Genomic DNA, 21,973 nt, shown 5'->3' with positions numbered 1-21,973 from the left:
CGATCACATGGGTGCGGGTGTGGGTGGCGGCTCCGCCGGCAGGCTGGGGGCCAGTCGGCGCAGCGACGCGAAGGTGGGCACCAGCGCGTCGTACAGCTCGGCGTGCAGGGGGAGCAGGGCGGCGTAGGTGGCGGCGGAGGCCGGCTCGGGGCGTACCGTCTCGTCGATCCGCACCAGGTCGGCGGCGACGTCGACGGAGTCGATCAGGCCGAGCGCCTGCATCCCGAGCAGCGCCGCGCCGAAGCTGGAGCCCTCGTGGCCGGCGGGGAACCGCACCGGCACGCCGAGCGCGTCGGCGAGCATCTGCCGCCACAGCGGGCTGCGGGCGAAGCCGCCGCTGGCCCGCACCTCGCGGACCTCGTTGCCGGCCGCCCGGACCGACGCCAGGACCAGGGCGAGCTGCTGGCAGACCCCCTCCAGCGCGGCCCGGACGAGATGCTCGCGGCGGTGCCCGTGGGTCAGCCCGACGTACGCCCCGCGCGGCAGGGCGCTCCAGTGCGGGGCCCGCTCGCTGAGCAGGTACGGCAGCATGATCAGGCCACCGGAGCCGACCGGTGCGGTGGCGGCCAGCGCCAGCAGCTCCTCCTCGCCGTGCTCGCCGAACTCGGGGGCGAGCGCGTCACCGGCCCACTGGAGCACGATCCCGCCGTTGTTGATCGCGCCGCCGACCACCCAGCGGTCCTCGGTGAGCGCATAGCAGAACACCCCGCCGAGCGGGTCGACGGCGGGGCGTTCGACGGCCACCCGCATCGCCCCGGAGGTGCCGATGGAGCAGGCGACGACGCCGGGGCGTACCGCGCCGAGGCCGAGGTTGGCCAGCGGGCCGTCGCCCGCGCCGACCACGACCGGGGTGTCGGCGGGCAGACCGGTGGCGATGGCGGCGCGGGCGGTCAGCCCCGGCAGCACGGTGGTGGTGGGGACGAGTCGGGGGAGCTGCTCCTCGGTGATCTGGGCGATCCGCAGCGCCTGGGCGTCCCAGCCGAGTCGGTGGATGTCCAGCAGGCCGGTGGCCGAGGCGACCGAGTGGTCGGTGACCAGGGTGTCGGTCAGCCGCAGCAGCACGTAGTCCTTGATGCCGACCCAGTGGGCGACCCGGCCGTGCAGCGTCGGCTCCTGTTCGGCGTACCAGAGGATCTTCGGCAGTGGGGCCATCGGGTGCACGGGGGTGCCGGTGCGCCGGTGCAGGTCCAGCCCCCAGGGCGCGGCGCGGAGCCGTTCGGCCTGGCCGCTGGCCCGGGAGTCGGCCCAGGTCACCGACGGGGTGAGCGGTGCGCCCTCCGGGTCGAGGCCGATCAGGCTGTGCATCGCGGTGCTGAACGACAGGCCGGCGATCCCGTCGCCCAGCTCGGTGACGACGGTGCGGATGGTCTCCACCACCGCGTCGAAGATGAGCTGCGGGTCCTGTTCGGCGTAGCCGGGGTGCGGCTCGTCGAGGGGGTAGCCGACGGAGTGGCTGGCGATCTGGTGACCGTCGGTGTCGTACGCCACGGTCTTGGTGCTGGTGGTGCCGATGTCGACGCCGAGCACCAGGTGGCGCTGGTCCGGGCCGGTCACGGGGTACCCCCTTGGCGTCGGTGGTGCGGGCGCTGCGCTGCGGACCCGGCTGCGGCTGACGTTACCCATGGACGCACCACCCCGCACGGCGTCGAAGCGACGGTGGACCCGTGCGGTAGGTGCCGCCGGCGGTCGGATCCATCCCTCGATCGGGTGGTAAATCCGGAATTACGGGCCATCGGGTCGGTGGTCGCCGTTGAACCCGGTGAACACCCCGGTTGGTGGCTCGCGCGGCGGAGGAGTCGGCGTGGCGATGACTGATGCGACGGGTTCGACCTGGCGTTACACCTGGGCACGCCGGCAGAACGAACGGCGACGGCGGGCCTTCCGCACCGACGAGCGGGCCTGGCGACGCCGCGACGACGAGCTGCGCCGGCTGCGAGCCCTCGCCGTCGGCCTGCGGGGCACGGCGGCCTCCGGGGTCGGCCTGCCGCTGGCGCTGGGCCCCGGCGAGGCCGTCCTGTGGACGATGCCCGGCGCGCAACTGGTCGAGGTCCGGCACACCGGCGTGCTACCCGCCCCCGAGCTGGTCGTCGAGCCGGACTGCGGGCGGCTGCGGCACCGGCTGCCCGACGGGGTCCGGGCCACCGACGCCGGCATCGCGGTGGTCACCAACCGCCGGCTGGTCCTGGTCGGCGGGCGGGGTCGGCGCGACTGGGCGTACGGCAAGATGACCGGGCTGCTGCACGACCCGGCGGCGCCGGTCACCCTGGTCCAGGTCCTGGACCGGCGGCAGACCTCCGGCGTGCTGGTGCCGCCGGGCCGGGCGGCCGAGTTCCGGTTCGTGCTCACCCTGGCCTTCGCCGACGCCATCGAGCAGCGGGCCGCCGTCCTCGCCCAGCTCGACGAGCTGATCGCGGTGCACGCCGAGAGCACGCCGTTCCGGCCGGCGATCGCCACCCCCGCACAGGCAAGGATCAGTGCCCGGATCCCCGGCGGCCGACGTACCGTCGCGGTGGCCGCCGCGCTGACCCTGGTGGTGCCGGCGGTGCTGGCCGAGTCGGATCCGCCGGTCACCCCGGAGGTGGCGGCGGCGGCCACCGCCGCACCTGTCCCGTCCCGCATCCGGCCCCCGTCGCCCGCCCCGTCGCCGTCCGTGGTGCGGGAGCGGCGCTGCGGGGCGCCGGCCAACCCGATGGGGTACGACTACTGCGGCGGGGAACGAATCCGCCGGCCCGACCACCGGGTCTGCGACTGGTTCGACTGCGTGCCCGAGTTCTGGGCCGGACGCGGCTACCTGGTGCTCTGCCGGGACGGCGCGGTCAGCCTGACCGGCGGCCGGCCGAAGCCCTGCGCCGGGCACGACGGGGTACGCCGCACCGTCGACCGCTGACCTCTGCTTCGTCCCGCCGGTCCCGGTGCCGACCGCCCCGTCCGCTCCCCTCCGCCCCCTGCCCGGCTCTGCTCCGACCTGCTCCGACCCACTCGGTTCCGGACACGGATTGTGACATCGGCACCCGATTGTGTAAAAAATCGGACTTTACTCCAACCTGGTGGTAAGTTTAATTGACAGTCATCCAATCGATGGATAGTTTCCTTGAGTGGAAACTTGTCGAACGTCAATTGACTCACGCCAAATCGATCATGTGCTAGACGATCGCCATGGCTAATCAGGTGGACGCCCGCTGTCGGGCCGGTGAATGGTCGCCGGTCGATCGCCGGAAAACGCCACCCGCTGCACACCTTCGACCGCCGGGCGCGCCCGGTCGGGGAGCCGTGCCCGACACGCCTTCGGCTGCTACCCCGAGCGTCTCCCGCTAAGCCCGACCGGGCAGGTGGGGGCACCTGCTGCCCGCCTGTCGCGCCTGTCGCCGGATCGCCGGGAGTGGCTGGTCCAGCCCACCGAAATCGTCCACCGACACTGCTGAACGTACGCCGCCGGCCGCTGCTCATTCAACGATCATCGCTACATCCGCGCGCCCATTTCTGGCCGTTCTTCCGGCCAGCGGGACGCAATTTTCATGTGGCTTCGACCATGGGAATCCCTCCCATGGAAAGCATGGGGAGAATTGATGGTTAAATGCACTGCGACCGGGGGAGTGGCGGCCACCGTGCTGGCCGCCTCGATGGTCATCGCCCCGGCCGGCGGTCCGGCATCCGCCGCCCCGCCCGTGTCCACCGCTCCCAGGACGGATACCTCGCTGGTGTCGCCCAGGTCCGGCAAGAACGTATGGCTCTACGACAGCCCGACCCGACGCACCGCCCGTGCTGCCGCGGGGGCAGCGCCCGTGGTGCCCAAGGGCACCGGTCCGGTCCGCAACGGCACCCAGTTGTCGTTCTCGCTGACCGACCGCCTGGAGGCGACCGTCAACGTCGGCTCCGGCAACCTGATGCTGCGCAGCACCGATCTCACCCTGCCCGGCATCGCCGACAACGTGACGCTCGGCGCGAGCTTCAACAGCCTGTTCGTCGGTGGCGACCTGGCCGTCGGTGCACACGGCCCCGGTTGGCGTACCCGCTCGGGAGTGGACGTCAAGCTCTACCCGGCCGACGACGGCTCGGTCACCTACGCCGCCGCCGACGGGGTGGTCGGCAAGTTCACCGGCTCCGGTTCCGGCTACTCCTCGCCCGGCGAGTTCAAGGCCGGCCTGGCCCACGATGGGAGCGGCTGGAAGCTGACCGAGCACGACAGCGGGCGGGCGCTCTTCTTCACCTCCGCCGGGGTGCTGGAGAAGACCGAGGACCGCAACGGCAACGTCACCGACTTCGTCTACAGCGCCGGGAAGATGACCCAGGTGACCTCCGACCGTGGTGGTGCCTACGCCCGTAAGGCCACCGTCGTCTACACCGGTGACCGGCTGACGAAGTACCAGCAGAGCGACGGTTACGGCGTCCTGCGCGAGGTCAGCTACGAGTACGACGCCAACAACCGGCTCAGCGCCATCCAGTCACCGGCGTCCTCCCGCCGCTGGACGTTCGAGTACGACGGCGCCGGTGACCTGGTGAAGATCTGGACCAAGGACGACACCTACAGCACGGTCACCTATGACGGTCAGCACCGGGTGACCTCGTTCACCCAGGTGACCAACAACGCCACCGGGCAGGGGGCCACCACCCGGCTGGCCTACCCGACGTCGTCGCAGACGTTGGTGGCCGACCCCCGGCAGGACCTGTCCCAGCCGGTGGCGAACGTGCCGAACACCACCTATGACCTCAACAGCGACAAGCGGGTCACCAAGGCCACCGACCCGGCCGGCAACAGCCGGAGCAAGACGTACACGCCGTTCAGCGACGTGGCCAGCGCGGTCAGCCCCGAGGACGGCACCGTCACCAACACCTACGGCGCGAACGCGGGCGAGTCGCTCACCAAGTCGGCCTCGCCCACCGGGGCCAGCGCGTCCGCCGCCTACGCCAACGCCGCGACCGCGACGAACCCGACCGCGAACTTCCAGCCGTCGTCGTCGATCGACGCCCAGAGCAACAGCTCGACCTACACCTACAACGGCGCCGGCAACCGCACCTCCACCGCCGACGCCCTCGCGGCGAAGGCCGAGGTCGACTACAACTCCGACGGCACCGTCAAGACCTCGACCGACCCGGCCAACAGCGGCAATCCCACCAGCTACACGTACGACTCGAACAAGCAGATCACCAAGGTCACCCCGCCGACCGGCAACGGCCTGGCCGTGAAGACCTTCACTTACGACAACCTGGGCCGGCTGGAGACCGCCGACGACGGCTGCCTGACCACCTACCAGTGGAGCAAGGACGACCGGGTCCAGAAGATCAGCTACTCCGGCTGCGGCAGCCTCACCGCGGTCACCTTCGAGTACGGCCGGGCCGGCAACGTGATCAGCCGGGTCGACTCCTCAGGCACCACCACGTGGGGTTTCGACCAGCTCAACCGGCTGGACCGGCGCACCAACCCGGGCACCCCGACGTTCAAGTACTCGTACGACCTCGCCGGCAACCTGACCGAACTCACCGACGGCCGGGGCACCACGAAGTACTACTACAACACCCGCAACTGGCTGTACCGGATGGACACCGCCGGGGGCACCCGCTACAACTTCTCGTACGACAAGAACGGCAACCGGCTCAACACGTACTTCGCCAGCGACGAGACGAACAGCGCGTACGCCATGCGGATCAAGACGGTGTACGACAAGTCGGACCGGCCGACCCGGATCACCGCCACCCGCAACTCGGCCAGCCCGGCCACCGTCTTCGACGTCACCTACTGCCACGCGGAGTACACCGCGGGCCAGCCCTGCTCGACGGCCAAGGCCGACGACACCGGCCTGCGCCAGTGGCAGAAGGACGAGGTCAGCGGCGTGGTCAGCCAGTTCACCTACGACAAGGCCAACCGGCTCACCAAGGCCACCGACTACAACGGCAAGACCTACGAATACGCCTACAACAGCAACGGCAACCGGACCAGCGTCAAGGTCGACGGCACCACCACCCAGACCCTGACCTACAACACCGCCAACCAGATCACCACCACCAACAACACCTACGACGGCCGGGGCAACCAGACCCGGACCAGCACGCCGACGGTGAATCCGATGACCTACAACCCGGCCAAGCAGATGACCGGCGTGAACGCCACCACCTACAGCTACGTCGGCAGCGACCAGGTCGAACTGGTCCGGGCCGGCACCACCACCATGCAGTACGGTCTGGACGACCAGCACGGGATGGCCTCGTTGCAGTCCTGGACGGCGGGCGGCACCACCGCCTACGTGGAGCGTGACGGGATCGGCACCCCGCTGGGCCTGCGCGTCGGCACCACCGATTACGCGTACGTCCTCGACGCCCTCGGCTCGCCGGTGGCGATCGTGAAGGCCGACGGCACCGTCGCGGCGACCTACCGCTACGACCCGTACGGCACCGGCACCACCACCGACGAGGCCGCCCTCGGACAGCCCAACCTGATCCGCTTCGCCGGAGGCACGTACGACTCGGGGAGCGGCTTCACCAAGTTCGGGCAGCGCTGGTACAACCCGGCACAGGGTCGTTTCACCCAGCAGGACAATCTGTCCTTCCTTGGTGACCCGGCCCAAGGCAACAGATACGGCTACGCAGCCGCGAGCCCGGTGAATTTTGTCGACCCGACCGGTCGTGAGACCGACTACGGCGAAGCCTGCGCGATCGGTGCCGCCGTCGGCGCGGTCGGGGGCGCAACGGCTGGTGCGGTTACTGGGGCGGGTGTCTTCTCGCTGCCCGGCGCCGGGGTCGGCTTCGTGACCGGCGCGGTGGGAGGCTGCGGCTCCAACATGCTGAATAAGTACCTGAGCGAGAAGGCCGAGGAGGATTGATCTGCCATGCGAAACTCAGTTGCCAAGCCGATGATCGCGGCGACGATCGCGCTGCTCCCGGTTTCCGTTCTGCTCGCTTTCACGCTAGACGGATCCGTGTGGGTGGGAGTGGCGGCCTGGGCGGTGATCGCGGCCGTATTGCTGCCGCTGAGCGTGGTGATCGGCAGGTTATCCCGATGAGCTGAGCGGAAGAGCGGTGGTGCCGGTTCCCCCGGGGCGCGGGTCCGGTGATCGGGCGGCGAACCGCGCGGCCACCGGCCTTCCGTGGAGGTGGCGCGGCCGTCGCATCATGTACGGCGTGATCCATTTCAAGCGTAAGCAGCGCCGGAAGAAGCGCGACTGGTGCGACGCCGACTGCGACGTCTGTGACTGTGACGGTCTGCCCTGCTGCGACTTCGGCCTGTTCTCGTTCCTACTCACCCTCGGTGCGACCACCGCCCGGGTCAGCCGCGCGCCGGCGGTGGACCGGGCCGGCCGGGCGGCGATCCTCGGTTACCGGCGGTGGTTGTCGCACCGCTGGCCGGGCCGGTGCCGCTACACCCCGACGTGCAGCGCCTACGGCCTGACCGCCGTCGAGCGGTACGGCCTGGCCGTCGGTGGCCGGATGGCGGCGGACCGGCTGCGCCGCTGCACGCCGGGCGTCCCGCACGGCACCCACGACCCGGTCCGCTGACCGGTTGTCCGCCCGTCGTCCGTCCGCCTGGCGGCCAGCCGTCCGTGCCGGCGGGGGTCGACAGATGCCCGGCCGGGCGGTGTCGGCCCGGCCGGGCGCGCAACCGTGGCCTTCGGGTTCTACGACGTCACGTCCCGGTAGACCTCGACGTCGTAGATGAGCCGGACCGGCTCGCCGTTCGTGGTGCCGACGAAGACGGGTTCCGCGGCGGGGGTGCGCCCGCGCCGCCACACCTCGGCGCGGGCGGCGTCCCGGGACTCGCGGTGGACCTTGCCGGCCCGGTGCAACTCCACCACCCGACGCGCGGTGTACCGGTCGCTGTCCAGCTGGATCCGCATCAGCGGCACGGGTCGCCACCGTCCTTCCGGGGGATCGCCGCTGCTCACCGGGGCGACCGGTGAGCAGAGCACTCTGTCGCCCGGACGGTGAACATCTAATCTAACAACGTTAAGTTAACCGACACGGTACTAGGCTGGCGCGGGTGGACGCGAGTGGATTGACCGGGGCACCCGCCGAGCGGCCGGGCGGCCGCTCCGACGGCAGGGCCGGCACGGTGTGGCTGCGCGACGAGCCGGCCCGCAACCGCCGGGCCACCCCGCTGACCCGGGAGCGCATCGTGACGGCGGCCGTGGCCCTGCTCGACCGGCACTGTGTCGACGGGCTGACCATGCGTCGGCTGGCGGAACGTCTCGGGGTAACCCCGACGGCCCTCTACTGGCACGTGACCACGAAGGAGGACGTCCTCGACCTGGCCGTCGACCAGATCTTCGGCGAGGTGCCGCTGCCGACCGAGAACGCGGCGGTCACCGATAACCCGACCGAGAGCGCGGTGGTCACCGATGACCCGACCGGGGATCCGTCGGTCGCCGCCGGCACCGACTGGCGCGACGACGTCCGCACGCTGACCGCCGGCTGGCGGGCGGCCATGCTCCGCCACCCCTGGGCGCCCAGCCTGATCGGTCGACCCATGCTCGGCCCGCACGTCCTCGCCCGTACAGAGTTCCTCCAGTCGGCGCTGGTCCGCGCCGGGTTCACCGGCGTCCACCTGGCCGTGATGACCCGGCTGGTGGCCAACTACGTGATCGGCGCGGCGCTCACCGAGGCCACCTGGCACCAGACGAACGACCCCCGGGTACGTGCCGAGGCCCGCCGGCACCTGGAGGCGAACGCCGCCGCCTATCCAACCCTCACCGCCTCCGGCCACCTCGACGACGCACAGTGGAGCGACGACGACCTCTTCCTCCGGGGCCTCGACGCCATCCTCGCCACCCACCCGGGTGCGCTGACCGCTCCCGCCCCGGTCCGCTGACCGCTCCCGCCCTGGGCGCGCTGGCCGCTCCCGCCGTCCCGGTGGTCAGTGCCTCGTTGTGTGGAGAGTTGTTGTCGTGGCAGTGGGTGCGGCTGGCTCGCTCCGGTGCGCTAATCCGCTCGCCTGCCGCCGTGGTAATCGGCTCGCCCGACGGGCAGCGCGGTGGTTACCGTCCGGGCATGTCCCGCACCGTGCGCCTTGTCCTGGTCGACGGCACCGGACGGACGCTGGGCGCGCTGCCCGACTTCACCGTGCCGGTGCCCTGGTGGCAGGACACGGTCGAGGTCGTCGCCGGCGCCCGCGCGGCCTACGGCACCGAGGTGGCCGTGCTGCGGCTGCTCCCCGGGCAGCAGGGCGAGCCGCCCGGGGGCCACGTCGGCTACCTGGCGGAGGCCGTCGGGCCGGTGGGCGTACCGCTGCTGCCGGCGGAGGCGGTGGAGCCGGCGGCGCATCCGTTGCGGGCGCCCTACGCGCAGCCGGGCGGGCCGGCGGCGAGCCTGGCCTGGGCCGCCGGGCAGCTCGACCGGCTGGGTCGGCCGGCGACCGGGGCGGCCCAGCAGCGCACCTGGAACCTGTCGGCGATCTGGCGGCTCGACGGGCCGCACGGCATCAGCTGGCTCAAGCAGGTGCCGTCCTTCTTCCGGCACGAGGCGGCGGTGCTGCGGCTGCTGGCCGACGACCCGGACACGCCGACGCTGCTCGCCGCCGACGACGAGGGCCGGATGCTGCTCGACCACGTGGCGGGGGAGGACCGCTACGGCGCCGACGCCGCCGAACGCACCGCGATCGCCGCCGTCCACCATGCCCTCCAGCTACGCGCCGTGCCCACTGTCGACCGGCTGGCTGCCGCCGGGGTGCCGGACCTGCGCGGTGTCGCCCTGGCCCGGTGGCTCCGCACCATGCTCGCCCCGCACCCCGCCGCCGACCGGCAGCTCGCCGCCGTCGAGACGCGGCTCGCCGAGGTGTCCCGGTGCGGGCTGCCGGACACCCTCGTGCACGGCGACCTGCACCCCGGCAACGTCCGCGCCGACGGGCGGCGGCGGACCGTCATCGACTGGGGTGACTCGTTCGTCGGGCACCCGGCGTTCGACGTCCTCCGGCTGACCGAGCAGCTGCCCGCCGGGCCCGCCGCCGCCGTGCTCGCCGACTGGTGCGCCCGCTGGCGCTCCGACGTGCCCGGCTGCCGACCGGAGCGGGCGGTGGCGCTGCTGCGGCCGGTGGCCTGGCTGCGGATGGCGGCCGTGTACGCGATGTTCCTCGCCGGGATCGAGCCGAGCGAACGGGTCTACCACGCCAAGGACGTGCCGGCCAACCTGGCGCGGGCGGCGGCCGAGCCGGGGTGAAGAATGCCGACCGGAGGTCCCGTCCGGGAGGAATTCGCCGGTAGGGTGCCGGGGACCGCCACAGCCAGCAAAGGTGCCGCATGCTCTCCCGCGCCACGTCCGACACTGAAACGCCCGCGCTGATCCTGGCGCGCACCACCGCGCTGGTCGACTACCTGATGGCGGTCCGCGCCCAGCTGGAGAAGCCGGCCCGGACGGTGCCCACCACGGACGCGTTCTGGCAGCACGACCTGCCCGAACACCCCGACTGCCAGGTGGGCGTCTCGGCCGACGGGGTCAGCTGGCTGCGGGTCGGCTTCCCGGCGGCCCCCCGGCGGCTCAAGACCCCTGTCGAGTTCGTCCCGCACCTGGCCGACGCCCCGCCCTACCCGGCCGAGCCGCAACTGACCGGTGACGAGGAGGCGGTCGCCCGGCTGCGACCCCGCTTCGACCGGTGGCGGGAGCAGGACTGGCGGCCCTGGGCCGAGCAGGCCGCGGCCACCGACCGGGTACGCCAGCTGCACCGCGCCCTGTTCGACCTCATGCACCGGATCGACATGACCGCCGCCGGCCACGAACTCGTCTGGGGCCACGGCGTCGTCACCACCGAGGTCGACGGGCACCGGGTGCGGTACCCGTTGGTGGTGACCCCGGTCGCCGTCGAGTTCGACCCCGACCGGTCGGTCGTCCGGGTCGTGCCGCAGGGGCCGGCCCGGTTGCAGACCGATCCGTTGACCGGCCTCGACGATCGTTACCTGCGGCAACTGCTCGACCTGGCCGGGGCGGGCGGGCAGCTCGACCTGGACGTCTGGGCGGCGGAGGACCGGCGGGACTTCCTCGCGCGGGCGCTGCGCCGCCTCGGCCACGACCCGGTGCTGCGCGACGCCGACGCCCCCGCCCCCACCGGGGCGTACGTGCACGACACCGGGGTGCTGTTCGTCCGGCCCCGGCAGCGGATGCTGCGCCGGTTCCTGGAGGAGCTGCGGTCCCGGCTGCTGGCCGGCGACACCACCGGCATCGGCGCGCTCGCCGCGATCCTCGCCCACGAGCCGAGCCGGCTGGAGATGCCGCAGGACGAGCCGCAGCGGTGGCAGCCGCTGGGTGAGCGGCTGCTCATGCCGCTGCCCACCAACGAGGCGCAGGAGTCCATCGCCCGCCGGTTGGCCCAGCACCGCAACGTCGCCGTGCAGGGGCCGCCCGGCACCGGCAAGACGCACACCATCCGCAACCTCATCTGCCACCTGATGGCGCACGGCAAGCGGGTGCTGGTCGTGGCGCAGAAGGAGGACCCGCTGCGGGTGCTGCGCGACGGCCTGCCCACCGAGATCCAGCCGCTCTGCCTGGCGGTGCTCGGCCGCTCCGCCGACCAGCTCGTGCAGCTCCAGCTCGCCGCCCGGGAACTCTCCGACCGGGGCGCCACCCTGGACCGCCGCGTCGAGCAGCAGAAGGTCGACCGGCTGCGCCGGCAACTGGAGGAGACCGAGCGGGACCTGGGGCTCGCCCTGGCCGGGCTGCGGGCGTTGGCCGAACACGAGTCCGCCCGGTACGAGATCGACGGCATCCGGCTGTCCCCCGGCGACGTCGGGGCCTGGCTGCGCGAACGGGCCGACCGGTACGGCGACATCCCCGACCCGCTCGCCCCCGACCTCGACGCCCCGCTGACCGGCGAGGAGTTCAGCGAACTGCTCGACATCGCCCGGCGTACCCGGCGACAGGACCGTGCCCAGGCGTTGCGGCACCTGCCGACGGTGGCCGAGCTGCCCACCGCCGAGGCGGTCCGGGCCGACCGGCATGAGCTGGCCGACACCCGGCGTGAGCTGGACCGGCTGGCCGACGCCGGGATGCTGGTCGCCGAGGTCCGCGCCGTCGGGCGGCCCGCCCTGGAGGAGCTCGGCGGGCAGCTGCGGGAGGCGCTCACCCAGCTCACCGGGCGGGAGGGGGCGTGGACCGACCGGCTCGGCACCCTGGTGCAGGCCGACGCGAACTGGCGGATCCGGTGGGAGGACCACGTCGCCGCCAGCGAGCAGGCGCTCGCCGACCTGGCCGCCGCCGCCCGGGTCATCGCCGGGCACGAGGTCGCCGTCGTCGAGGCCCACCTGACCGAGCCGCGCCGGCTGCTGGCGCTCCTCGACGAGCTGCGGCAACGCTTCGCCGCCGGTAAGGGCGTCAGCAAGCTCTTCCAGGGCACCCTGGCCCGGATCGCCACCGACTGCCGGATCGACGGCGAGATGCTGCGCAGCGCCGCCGACGTCGACATCGTCGTCGCGTACGTCACCCGGCGTCGGCTGCGCCAGGCGCTGGCCACCCGGTGGGCGGAGTGGCGGGTGCCGCTCGGCCTGCCCGCCGAGGTCGGCGACGAGCCGGAGTACTGGACCGGCCAGCTGCTCACCGCCGCCGCCACCGCGCTGGACTGGGACCGGCGGCGCTGGCCGGCGCTGCTGCACACCGTCCGCCGGTTACTGCCGCGCGCCGAGCACACCACCGACGTACGCCGGCTGACCGCGCTGATCGCCCTGCTCGGGCGGGGCACGGCGGTGTTCGCCCACGACGAGCTGGTCGCCGAGGAGCACCGGCTCGACGCGCTGCTCCAGCGCGGCATGTCCGGCCCGGCCGCCAGCGACCTGTGGCGGCTGCTCGACCAGGCGTTCCAGGGTGACCTCGACGGCTGGGACGCCCTCCTCGACGAGGTGCGCCGGCTCGCCGCGCTGCGCCCCGAGGCGCAACGCTTCGGCCAGCTCACCGACCGGCTGCGACCCGTCGCCCCGGACTGGACCGCCCAGCTCGAAGCCGGCACCGCCGCGGCCCTGCACGGCACCGGCGCGGACTGCCTCGACCGGTGGCGGTGGCGACGTGCGCAGACCTGGTTCGACCAGGTGGTCGGCAGTGTCGACCCGGTCGCCCTGGGCCGGCGCGTCGACCGCACCCGGGAACGGATCCGGCAGCTCACCCGGGAACTGGTGGTCGCGTCGGCCTGGTTGGAGGTGTCGCTGGCGCTGGACGACCGACGGCGGGCCGCCCTCGCCGACTGGACCACCGCGCTCCGCAAGATCGGCAAGGGGACCGGGCGGAACGCCGCCCAGTGGCAGGCCCACGCCCAGAAGGCGATGACCGCCGCCGTGGACGCCGTGCCGGTGTGGGTGATGTCCGTCGACCGGGCCATCGAGCAGTTCGCCGGCGGGGCACGGTTCGACGTGGTCATCGTGGACGAGGCGTCCCAGGCCGACCTGTTCGCGCTGCCCGTGCTCAGCCTCGCCGAACGGGCCGTCGTGGTCGGCGACGACCAGCAGATCGGGCCGCAGCTCTCCTTCGTCGGCAGCGTCACCGGCCTGATCAACGCACACCTGGTCGACGTGCCGTCGGCCGAGCACTTCGACCCGGAGAGCAGCCTCTACGACCACGCGGTCCGCCGCTCACCCGAGCGGATCCTGCTGACCGAGCACTTCCGGTCCGTACCGGCGATCATCGGGTTCTCCAGCGACACCTACTACGGCGGCGAGATCGAACCGCTGCGCACCGACCGGCCCGCCGGCATCGGCGACCCGGTGGTCGCCGTGCACGTGCCCGAGGGCGTCCGTCAGGACCTGCCCACGTACGGCAACGTCAACGTCGCCGAGGCCGAGGCGCTGGTCGCCCGGGTCGCCGCGATCGTCGCCGATCCGGCGTACGCGGGCCGCAGCGTCGGCGTGGTCAGCCTGCTCAGCACCAGCGGGCAGGCAATCTATCTGCTGTCCCGACTGCGCGAGGAGATCGGCGAGGAGGAGATGGAACGCCGCCGGCTGCGCGTCGGCGACTCCTACACCTTCCAGGGCGACGAACGCGACGTGGTGCTGGTGTCCACGGTCGTCTCCCCGCTCAACGGCCCGGTCGCCGCCTTCACCAAGCGCGACCACCACCGCCGGGTCAACGTCGCCGCCTCCCGGGCCCGCGACCAGCTCTGGGTGTTCCATTCGGTGCAACCCGACGACCTGCGCCCCGACGACGCCCGGGGCCTGCTGCTGCGCTACTGCCAGAACGTCACCACCGCCGAGGAGGCGTACGACGACCTGGAACGGCGCTGCGACAGCGACTTCGAACGCGAGGTGCTGCGGCGGATGCTGCGCCGGGGGCTGCGACCGCTGCCGCAGTTCCGGATCGGCTCGTACCGGATCGACTTCGTGCTGCCCGCGCCGGACGGGCGGCGACTGGCGATCGAGTGCGACGGGGACGCCTACCACGGGCCGGAGCAGTGGGAGAGCGACATGCGCCGGCAGGCGGTGCTGGAACGGGTCGGCAACTGCGTTTTCGTCCGGATCCGGGGGAGCGTGTTCAGTCGGGATCCGGAGGCGGCGCTGGCCCCGCTGTGGCAGCGGATCGAGGAGTTGGGCATCGAGGGGAGCAGGGCGGCCGAGACTTCCCCGCGCGCATGACTTCCGAATGATCCGGCACCTGACGAATGAGATTCCTGGAGACGCGATGGCGACCCTGCCGCAGCACACAGAGGCAGGATTCGGGTGTCGCTGACGGAGGACCACCGCCTCGATATATAGCATCAATGCTATGGCCTGGGGTAGCGTAGAGCTGGAACCAGAAGTTCGAGAATGGTTGGAGGAACTGCCGAGCGCAGACTTTGCCCGGGCGGCGTTCTATATCGACCTCCTCGCCGGTCGAGGTGTCCTTCTCAGCGAACCCCACACCAGGCAGCTCGACGGCAAACTCAGGGAGTTGCGCTTCTACCTGGAGCACGGCACGGTGCGGGTGACCTACTGGATCACCTCCGGACGCAGGATCATCCTGCTCACGGTGTTCCGGAAGACGCGGATGCGGGAGGACCGGGAGATCCAGCGGGCTCGACGGGCGCTTGAGCGGTGCATGGCCGAGCGACACATCGTGAATGAGGGGACAGAGCGGTGAGTGACCGGATTGACTGGAACGATCTGCGTGACCGCCGGATGGCCGAGCCTGGCGTCGCCGAGGCGTACGAGGCGACCCGGATCGCGTTCGAGTTGGGTCAGGAGGTGCGGCATCTGCGGGAGGCTGGTGGTTGGACTCAGAGCCAGTTGGCCCGAGCCGCCGGGATGACGCAGTCGGCTGTAGCGCGATTCGAGGCTGGTGGGACGGTCCCCACGCTGCCTGTCCTGGAACGGCTGGCCCGTGCCCTCGACATGCGGCTGGACGTCAGGTTCACCCCGAACGCCGACGCTGCCTGAACAGCTCGACGCAGCACCCCGCTCAGGCGGCGATGTTGCGGGCCGCCGCGTACAGGTCGGCGGGTAGCGGGGTCGCCAGCTCCCACACGATCCGCATCGGCCGTTCCCCGCTGTGCCGCCGGTAGGTCATCGGCCCGGCGTACAGGTAGGCCGGGGCGCCCAGGTTCCGGTCCGGCACCCGGGTCTCCCGGACGAACAGGTGCACCGTCGAACCCCGTTCCGCGTGGTGGACGTACCGCTGCCCGGTCGCCGAGGCCTCCGAGGTCGGCCGCACGGGCGGGGTCGCCCGTCGCGGTGAATATGCAACCGCCGAGGTAGGTCAGGAACAGGACACCGGCCTGTACGATGAGGACCATCGCAGTCACCGCAGCAGCGTTGACTCGCCGAGGTGGAGCAGTCCGCAGCACAGCAAGGTATGCGCGGTGGACCAGGTGTGCCCCCGCACCACCTGGCGACCTCCATTTACCCGGGACTGAAGCGCCATGACCAGGTTCACCGCTACGAGCGGGCCGCCAGCAGTGGGAAGGACCAGCAGGATCAGGCCCTACACAACCTCCCCGAATTCGGGAACCGGCGGCTCCAGAGGGCTCGGCAGACCCGCGAGCAGCCCTGTGGCCGACAGCGCGCTCACAATCATTCGTTAACGTCCAGTCCCGCCCTGATGAGGCCGCGCGTGACGGCGGCGGTCTGCGCGGAGAGTGTCCGCTTGTCGTGGTTTTCCAGGGCTACGGCGACGGCGATCGATCTACCGCCGGTCGACGCGAACGCCGTGGCCCACGTGATGCCTGCCGACCCGTTGGGGGAATCGCAGATCAGGCCCGCGACCGGAAGGCCGGGGATGGTCAGACCGCGCGCGGGTCCAGATACCACGGCACCGCGCATCATCGCGGCCAGCGCTCCGGCGACTTCAGGTGTGGTCGCGGTCAGCGTTGCCGGTGACATGGGAGGTTCGCCGACGTGGTCGGCGAGCAGTGTCGGTGTGGCGACCTTGCCCTGGTTGGCGATTCCAGAGCTGATCATCGCCAGCTGCAGTGGTGTGATCCGGACGTCGAAGGCGCCCACGGCGGCCCAGGCGGCCTCGTGTGGAGATCGCACGTCAGGAAAGACGCTGGGCTGGACCGGGACGGGGATGTGCCCTGCTCGGCCGATCCCGAATGCCTGGGCCTGCTCCTGCAGCGTCCGTCCGCCCAGTCTTATACCGAGGTCGGCGAACGCTGTCGTGCAGGAGGTCCGCAGGGCGTCGGCCAAGGTTGTCGTGCCGGTGCTGGAGCACGCCTGGTTGTCGCGGTTGGCCAGTTGCGTCGTCATCCCCGGCAGGGTGAGGACGGCGGGTCCGGGTAGTTGCGTGTCGGCGGTGTACCCGTTGGAGAGGGCAGCGGCGGCTGTGACCACCTCGAACACCTCGCCAGGGGCGGCGACAATGCCCGTAGTGGCTCGGTTGCTTAGCGGCTCGGTGGCGTCCGCGTGCAGGGACCGCAACGCCGCTGACGCGGTGTCCGGATCCGCGAGGAGGTTGGGGTCGTAGCCCGGGGTGCTGGCCATGGCCAGAATATGGCCGGTGGCTGGATCGACTGCCACAGCAGCGCCTCGGGCCGTGCCAAGCTCCCGAACAGCCACTTCCTGCACAGCTGGCACGATCGTGGTGTGAATAGCGTGGTCGCCGTCGGATGCGCCGGGGGTGGCGGCGCGGTCACGGAGCCAGGCATCGAGACTCGCCACTTCGTTCAACGAGGTGAATCCGGTCACGGTCGCGTAGGTCCGGCCTTGCGGGTACTGGCGGCGATAGCCACCTCGGCCGTCCTCCACGGAGATCGCGATGGTCTGTTCGCCGGCGAGGAGAGCAGGTAGCTGACCTGTTGCCGGGCTCTCGGCGGGCCTTCCCTGAGTCGTCACGCCTCGGTCGTCGTGCACAAGCTGCACAACTACGACTGAGAGCCCGACAAACGCCGCGACAGCGGCGGTAATCCAAGCGCGTGGATGCTTCCCGATAGTGGCAGGTGCAGCCGTGCGTTGCCGCCCCTGAGGCTGAGCCGTGGATCCTGGTGACGCCGGGTCCCACGGCGAGGAGACCGCCGAGTCCCCCTTCCGCGACTGCATCTCCTCAGCGGCCGCGAGGGCTGCGTCGAGGAAGCTGTGGAAGTCGCGACGACCCTCCGGAGGGAATGCGGCAACGACCGATGGGATGCTTCGCGCCAGCCTGGTGCGCTCCTGATTTGACAGTCGTTTCGTGACTTCGACTAGTTCATCGCCGAGGCGGTTGCGCGCCTCCCGGCTGCCGTGGGCCGAGCCGCGCAGGAAGGACCTTGCGATGGTTTCCAGCAACGACCGGGCGTGAACGAGATCATCAGAGCTCTTGCTGGACATGCAAACCTCCGCCGGTATCGGGTACTTCTTCTTGTCCGTGGACCATTGGCGTGTCGGCGCTCACCGTGATCGGTCCATGTAAAGATCGATGTTTCCGGCCTTTCGGTCTCTTACTGCCACGGCGGGTCGTAGCTTCCGTAGACCTGGATTATGCGGCGTAGTCGGGACCCCAACCGGATCTTTCCGCCGAGCAGACGCCCTGGCCGTGGACGACCTCACTCGGTGCGCTGGCTACCTGTAACGACGGCAGCACCGGTACCTGACGCGGTGGGCGTCCTCGTTGAAGGTGACGTCGCGGCTCCAGTGCAGCCGGTTCTCGATGTGTCATTCCAGGCGGGCCCATTGCTGCAGGTCAGCTGGTTGGGCGTGGGCGGCGGGCGGTGACACCACCAGATAGTAGGCCGCCTGGGCAACGACGTTGTCCGGGCGGGCGGGCAAAGTCGAACGCCTTTCGGGTCGGTTGTTCAGGAGATTCGTGGTGCAACACCCTGTCGATGCCTCGTCGTTGCCAGGCAGGGTGGACAAGAAGCTCGCTCAGCGCGACGGTGTGCTTGCCGTCCTCATCCGTGAAGCTGGCCGTGGCGGGATGCTGGATGCCGCCCCACCATCGTGTCCGCGCAGACAGCGGGAAGCCGTAGAGGTATCCCACCAACTCGCCGTTGGCCGTCGCCGTGACCATCTCCCACCCAGAAGACGATCCAGATAGAGGTTCACCAGTTGATCGACGATCCGGTTTGCCTGATCGGCATTGTGGTGGCCCAGCCACATGTCGGGCGTCATGGCGTCATCGCCTTCTTAGCCGGCGTGGTCAGGTCAGCGAACGGTGTCCAGCGTGTCCCGTGGTCATCATCGCGGACAGACCGGAGACGTCGGTCGAACTCGGTGGTGACCTGCTTGGATGCGGCAAGATGAGGTACGGCGGCGACGATCATCTTCAACTCGCGCGCCTCTCGCAGCAGCGGCCACCCGGGATCAGAGGTCACGTCGTGGCCGTAGGCAGAGGCCAACCCCTCGTGCGCCCCCGTGCGCCCGAACCGACGCTCGCCCACCGCGACCGCCGTCAGGTCGACCTGCCAAGGGCCAACGCAAGTGGCGTCGAAGTCGCACATCACCGTCCGGCCCGATGGGTCTTTGAGTAGGTTGCTGACATGGGCGTCCCCGTGGATGAGTCTCTGCTCCGTGTGCTGGTTCAGGGCAACGAGCTGCGGCTCCAAGCGGTCGCACCACCGCATCAGGAAGTTGCGGTCAGTCTCGCCAAGGCCGTCGGCGTCGGCTAGTCGTCTGCGCGCGTCAGCTACCGGATCCCAGGCGGGGAGCGGAGACGGTGGCAGGCCGAGAGAGTGGAACTTCCGCAGGGCAAGGCCGAGTTCCTCCACCGTCGGGGTGGGTGAGCCGGTCGGGATGTACTGCCAAACGGACGCGGCCAGGGTGCCGACCTCGACCGGCTGCTCGACGCCCGGCGCCAGGCGAATGGTCGGGGCGTCGATGTCGGCGAACCAGTGCGCGAGGCGGACGACCTTGGCCACCCGGTCACGCAGTCCGTGAGTACGTGCGATCCGAATGACGATGCCGGACCTCGGCAGGGCGAAGACAGCGTTGTTGGTCAGGCGCAGCAACTGCGCGTCCTCCGAGGAGACGCCCAGGCTGGCCGCGACTTCTCGCATCGCCTCCGTCATTGCCTGCTCGGAGAACCGCCCGCTCATACAACTGCCAAAGCACGGGCGGTGAGGGCGCGCTCGAACGCGGCCACCTCCGGGAGTTCCCGGTGACGTACCAGATCGCGGCGTAGGTTGACGACCCGATCGAGCACCCGTCGAGAGCTGATCCCGCGCGCCTGTTCCATCACCCGGGCACCCACGGCAACGGCTCGCTCCGGCTCGTCGGCGAGGAAGAGCGCACTGCACAGGCCGACCTCGTTCAGCACCGTGCTCCGCACGTTAGCAGTGCCGAAGGAGGCGATAGCGGCCTCGACCCAGCGCACCGCCTCGGGCGCATGTCTGCTGTCCTGCCGCGCCCTGTCCCGGTACACGCGGCCGTACTGGGCGAGCAGTTCCCCCCGGTCGTAGAACCCCATGCAGTCCGGCTCGCGCTCCTGGCTGATGCGGTCGAACTGATCGCTCGCCTTACCCAAGGTCGTTTCTGCGGTCTGGTAGTCACCGAGGGCGGCGGCCGAGGCGGCTTCCGCGCCCCAGAGGAGGGCCTTGACCGCCGGGGTGGCCTGCGCTCCGAGCTGGGCGTGTGCGAGCTGAAGCGTCGCGAGGGCATCCTGATTGTGTCGCAGGTGTTGAAGTTGCTTGGCCTGCGCATAGCGGATCATCGCCGCCAGTGGTGCGTCACCGGCGGCGAGCGCGGCCCGTTCACCGGCGACGAAGTGTCGTTGGGCGTCGTCGTGTCTGCCCGCATCGAGGGCCGTCCAGCCGGCCAACTGGCGCGCTGCCGCGACCGCTGCCACCAGGCGCGGGGCCAGCCCGGCTGGGTGCGTCCAGTCGAGCATGCGGTACACCGACTCGGCGAAGCGGGCCACCTCTCGGTACAGCAGGCCGCCTCCGCTCTCGCGGTCCACGGATCGGTAGAGGGCCAGGACAGCGTTCAGGCGTGCGACATCCGCAGCGCCGATGCGTCGGGGCTGGACGAGGCCCGTGCTGCCGATCAGACCGGCTCCCGCAGCTACGGCGGCGATGGCAGCCAACAGCGCTCGCCGGCTCTCGTCCGGTCCCGGGGATTGTGGCTCGCGTGCCACGACAGCACCCGTCATGTGGCTACGGCCTGGTGGGGTGAACCACAGGTAGGTCCCGGGGATTCCGAACAGCTCCGCCCAGTGCGCCAGCCGGTCCAGATGCACGAGCGGCGGGCCGTTCTCCACTCGGCTCAACTGGGCCTGGGTGATCCCCAACCACCCCGCCACCACGGTCTGCGGCAACGGGTTCCGTCCGTGGTACGGATGGCACCGGTACGCCCTGATCACCTGCCCGAGGTGCCGTTCAGCTAGCGCCTGCCGTACCGGCGCGTGTTCCCAGAAGGAAGCTGGCACCTCGGGAGGCACGCTGAGTCGGTCGCGCTCGGCGGCCTGGCAGGGCGCGCACCGCCCGCTGTCGTTGTCGCGGGCAAGCCGTCCGCCACAGCGTGGGCAGTTCGCAGATGTCACCGGCAACCTCGCCAATCGCGGACGGCTGAACCCGAAGTCGAGCGTATCCATTCAACCCGCTCCGTGCGGGATCGGTATACGCAGCGCGCATATCGAGGACGTTCACGCTTCTCCGTCCACAGGGTGCATCGAGCGCCGGAAGGAGTCGACAGCGGTCAGCGGTCGGACGTCATCTCGTCGCCGGGACGTAGGAGATCGTTGGTTCGGCCGGACCGGGTAGTCGGCTGGATGTCGAGCGCGCTTGGCGTCCACGATCATCCAGGCATAACCGGCTACGGATCTGCGACCAGGGTTGATGCATGGCCCGGGGCGGGTGCCGGGCTCCGGGGCGTGTCGACCCGAACGACGCGACCTCGTCCCCGCCCGCCCCGGCGCCCGTCACCCTTCCGCCGAGAAACAGGGGCCGCAGACACCATGAACACCGCCGCAACAGACCTCCCCGTCCCCGCCACCGACCAGGAGGAAGAAGCGCACATCCCGGTCGCGGGTCGGCTGTCCGATCGTGCGCAGGTCACGCCCGAGGGCGGTGCGCAGGCGTGACCCCTGAGGAGATCGTCCACCGCTGGTTGCGGCTGGTGTCGGCGGACGCGGAGCTGTCGCCGTGGCACTGTCGAGCTGCACGTCCGCGCCGTGGCCGCCGGCACCGTCTCGGGCAGCCTCGTCCACGAGGTACGCCCCGGCGAGCTGTTGCGCCTCGGCACGCCCCGCGACACCGGCCTGCACCTGCGCGACGGTGACCTGCTGCTGGTGGCCGGTGGCACCGGGCTGGCCCCGCTGCGCGCCCTGGTCGAACAGGTTGCCGCCGCCCCCGACGGCCGCCGGGTCACGCTGGTCGTCGGCGCGCGCACCTTCGTCGAGCTGTACGACGCCATCGCCCTCGACAAACTCCAGTGCGCCCCCGACTGGCTGACCATCGTTCCCGCGTTCTCCCACGACCCGCAGGCGGACCTGGCGGAGCGGGGTGACGCGCTCACGGTCGCCCTCGACCACCTGCGCCCCGACCAGGATGTCTACGTCTGCGGACCGCCTCCCATGCTGGCGGGCTCGCGGCTGCGGCTGCTCGCCGCCGGAGTGCCCGCCGACCGTGTCCACCTTCCGCACCGCATCCGGCGTCAGACCACCGCGCCGGAGAGGACGTCTCCGCAAACGGCTTCCTGAC

At 71.1% G+C, this 21,973-nt stretch carries 15 protein-coding genes and 1 pseudogene; 10 read left to right on the top strand and 6 right to left on the bottom strand.

Translation table 11 applies throughout. From position 1 onward, the window contains the following. Nucleotides 1-3: 3 nt before the first annotated feature. A complete protein-coding gene (locus tag GA0070623_RS12810) occupies nucleotides 4-1,554 on the bottom strand; it encodes a gluconokinase (RefSeq protein ID WP_231932768.1) in 1,551 nt (516 codons plus the stop codon). A gap of 247 nt (nucleotides 1,555-1,801) precedes the next feature. Between GA0070623_RS12810 and GA0070623_RS12805 the strand changes: the two genes are divergently transcribed. The 4 genes from GA0070623_RS12805 to yidD all read left to right on the top strand — a co-directional run bounded on the left by GA0070623_RS12805 (nucleotide 1,802) and on the right by yidD (nucleotide 7,488). Then, a complete protein-coding gene (locus GA0070623_RS12805; protein ID WP_067315369.1) occupies nucleotides 1,802-2,887 on the top strand; it encodes a hypothetical protein in 1,086 nt (361 codons plus the stop codon). Nucleotides 2,888-3,566: 679 nt separating this feature from the next. Continuing rightward, a complete protein-coding gene (locus tag GA0070623_RS12800) occupies nucleotides 3,567-6,815 on the top strand; it encodes an RHS repeat-associated core domain-containing protein (RefSeq protein WP_231932767.1) in 3,249 nt (1,082 codons plus the stop codon). A 6-nt stretch (nucleotides 6,816-6,821) separates the two neighbouring features. Beyond that, a complete protein-coding gene (locus GA0070623_RS29940; protein ID WP_157517580.1) occupies nucleotides 6,822-6,995 on the top strand; it encodes a hypothetical protein in 174 nt (57 codons plus the stop codon). A gap of 109 nt (nucleotides 6,996-7,104) precedes the next feature. Next, nucleotides 7,105-7,488, top strand: a complete 384-nt coding sequence (gene yidD, locus GA0070623_RS12795; RefSeq protein WP_067311138.1) for a membrane protein insertion efficiency factor YidD — start codon at nucleotides 7,105-7,107, stop codon at nucleotides 7,486-7,488. 119 nt (nucleotides 7,489-7,607) lie between these two features. On the opposite strand, the gene GA0070623_RS12790 is transcribed toward yidD, so the two are convergent. Next, complete coding sequence (locus GA0070623_RS12790) at nucleotides 7,608-7,826, bottom strand: hypothetical protein (protein WP_231932830.1); 219 nt, start codon at nucleotides 7,824-7,826, stop codon at nucleotides 7,608-7,610. A gap of 143 nt (nucleotides 7,827-7,969) precedes the next feature. Here GA0070623_RS12790 and GA0070623_RS12785 point away from each other — a divergent pair, with 143 nt between their 5' ends. From GA0070623_RS12785 to GA0070623_RS12765, 5 genes are all read left to right on the top strand, one after another. Continuing rightward, nucleotides 7,970-8,797, top strand: a complete 828-nt coding sequence (locus GA0070623_RS12785; RefSeq protein WP_231932766.1) for a TetR/AcrR family transcriptional regulator — start codon at nucleotides 7,970-7,972, stop codon at nucleotides 8,795-8,797. A 179-nt stretch (nucleotides 8,798-8,976) separates the two neighbouring features. After that, nucleotides 8,977-10,140, top strand: coding sequence for a phosphotransferase family protein (locus tag GA0070623_RS12780; protein ID WP_067311133.1), 1,164 nt, complete (start codon nucleotides 8,977-8,979; stop codon nucleotides 10,138-10,140). A gap of 80 nt (nucleotides 10,141-10,220) precedes the next feature. Then, on the top strand, nucleotides 10,221-14,525 hold the full coding sequence (locus GA0070623_RS12775) for an AAA domain-containing protein (RefSeq protein WP_067311130.1): 4,305 nt from the start codon (nucleotides 10,221-10,223) through the stop codon (nucleotides 14,523-14,525). 130 nt (nucleotides 14,526-14,655) lie between these two features. Continuing rightward, a complete protein-coding gene (locus GA0070623_RS12770) occupies nucleotides 14,656-15,009 on the top strand; it encodes a type II toxin-antitoxin system RelE/ParE family toxin (RefSeq protein WP_067311127.1) in 354 nt (117 codons plus the stop codon). Then, nucleotides 15,006-15,305: a helix-turn-helix domain-containing protein gene (locus tag GA0070623_RS12765; protein ID WP_067311124.1), complete on the top strand. Its 300-nt coding sequence runs from the start codon at nucleotides 15,006-15,008 to the stop codon at nucleotides 15,303-15,305. Before GA0070623_RS12770 ends, GA0070623_RS12765 begins: the two co-directional genes overlap by 4 nt. A 22-nt stretch (nucleotides 15,306-15,327) precedes the next feature. Here GA0070623_RS12765 and GA0070623_RS12760 read toward each other — a convergent pair. The 4 genes and pseudogenes from GA0070623_RS12760 to GA0070623_RS12745 all read right to left on the bottom strand — a co-directional run. Further along, nucleotides 15,328-15,570 (bottom strand): annotated as a pseudogene (locus tag GA0070623_RS12760) (DUF3427 domain-containing protein); the annotation flags it as partial. A gap of 368 nt (nucleotides 15,571-15,938) precedes the next feature. Then, on the bottom strand, nucleotides 15,939-17,669 hold the full coding sequence (locus GA0070623_RS12755; protein WP_084261430.1) for a penicillin-binding transpeptidase domain-containing protein: 1,731 nt from the start codon (nucleotides 17,667-17,669) through the stop codon (nucleotides 15,939-15,941). Nucleotides 17,670-18,445: 776 nt separating this feature from the next. Further along, nucleotides 18,446-19,372: an aminoglycoside phosphotransferase family protein gene (locus GA0070623_RS12750; protein ID WP_067311116.1), complete on the bottom strand. Its 927-nt coding sequence runs from the start codon at nucleotides 19,370-19,372 to the stop codon at nucleotides 18,446-18,448. Beyond that, nucleotides 19,369-20,865, bottom strand: coding sequence for a helix-turn-helix domain-containing protein (locus tag GA0070623_RS12745; protein WP_231932765.1), 1,497 nt, complete (start codon nucleotides 20,863-20,865; stop codon nucleotides 19,369-19,371). The genes GA0070623_RS12750 and GA0070623_RS12745 overlap by 4 nt, the downstream gene beginning before the upstream one ends. Nucleotides 20,866-21,444: 579 nt before the next feature. Here GA0070623_RS12745 and GA0070623_RS12740 point away from each other — a divergent pair. Next, nucleotides 21,445-21,972, top strand: coding sequence for a ferredoxin reductase domain-containing protein (locus tag GA0070623_RS12740; RefSeq protein ID WP_231932764.1), 528 nt, complete (start codon nucleotides 21,445-21,447; stop codon nucleotides 21,970-21,972). Nucleotide 21,973: the final 1 nt, after the last annotated feature.

This window comes from Micromonospora rifamycinica (genome assembly GCF_900090265.1).
GTDB lineage: Bacteria > Actinomycetota > Actinomycetes > Mycobacteriales > Micromonosporaceae > Micromonospora > Micromonospora rifamycinica.
The sequence above is the reverse complement of the archived record's forward strand: the minus strand, read 5'-3'. Positions and strand labels throughout refer to the sequence as shown.

Excerpts from the sequence above, each read along its gene's own strand:
- GA0070623_RS29940 (WP_157517580.1), top strand. The coding sequence starts at position 6,822 with ATGCGAAACTCAGTTGCCAAGCCGATGATCGCGGCGACGATCGCGCTG.
- GA0070623_RS12780 (WP_067311133.1), top strand. The coding sequence starts at position 8,977 with ATGTCCCGCACCGTGCGCCTTGTCCTGGTCGACGGCACCGGACGGACG.
- GA0070623_RS12775 (WP_067311130.1), top strand. The coding sequence starts at position 10,221 with ATGCTCTCCCGCGCCACGTCCGACACTGAAACGCCCGCGCTGATCCTG.
- GA0070623_RS12770 (WP_067311127.1), top strand. The coding sequence starts at position 14,656 with ATGGCCTGGGGTAGCGTAGAGCTGGAACCAGAAGTTCGAGAATGGTTG.
- GA0070623_RS12750 (WP_067311116.1), bottom strand. The coding sequence starts at position 19,372 with ATGAGCGGGCGGTTCTCCGAGCAGGCAATGACGGAGGCGATGCGAGAA.
- GA0070623_RS12800 (WP_231932767.1), top strand. The coding sequence starts at position 3,567 with ATGGTTAAATGCACTGCGACCGGGGGAGTGGCGGCCACCGTGCTGGCC.
- yidD (WP_067311138.1), top strand. The coding sequence starts at position 7,105 with ATGTACGGCGTGATCCATTTCAAGCGTAAGCAGCGCCGGAAGAAGCGC.
- GA0070623_RS12790 (WP_231932830.1), bottom strand. The coding sequence starts at position 7,826 with ATGCGGATCCAGCTGGACAGCGACCGGTACACCGCGCGTCGGGTGGTG.
- GA0070623_RS12755 (WP_084261430.1), bottom strand. The coding sequence starts at position 17,669 with ATGTCCAGCAAGAGCTCTGATGATCTCGTTCACGCCCGGTCGTTGCTG.
- GA0070623_RS12745 (WP_231932765.1), bottom strand. The coding sequence starts at position 20,865 with ATGGATACGCTCGACTTCGGGTTCAGCCGTCCGCGATTGGCGAGGTTG.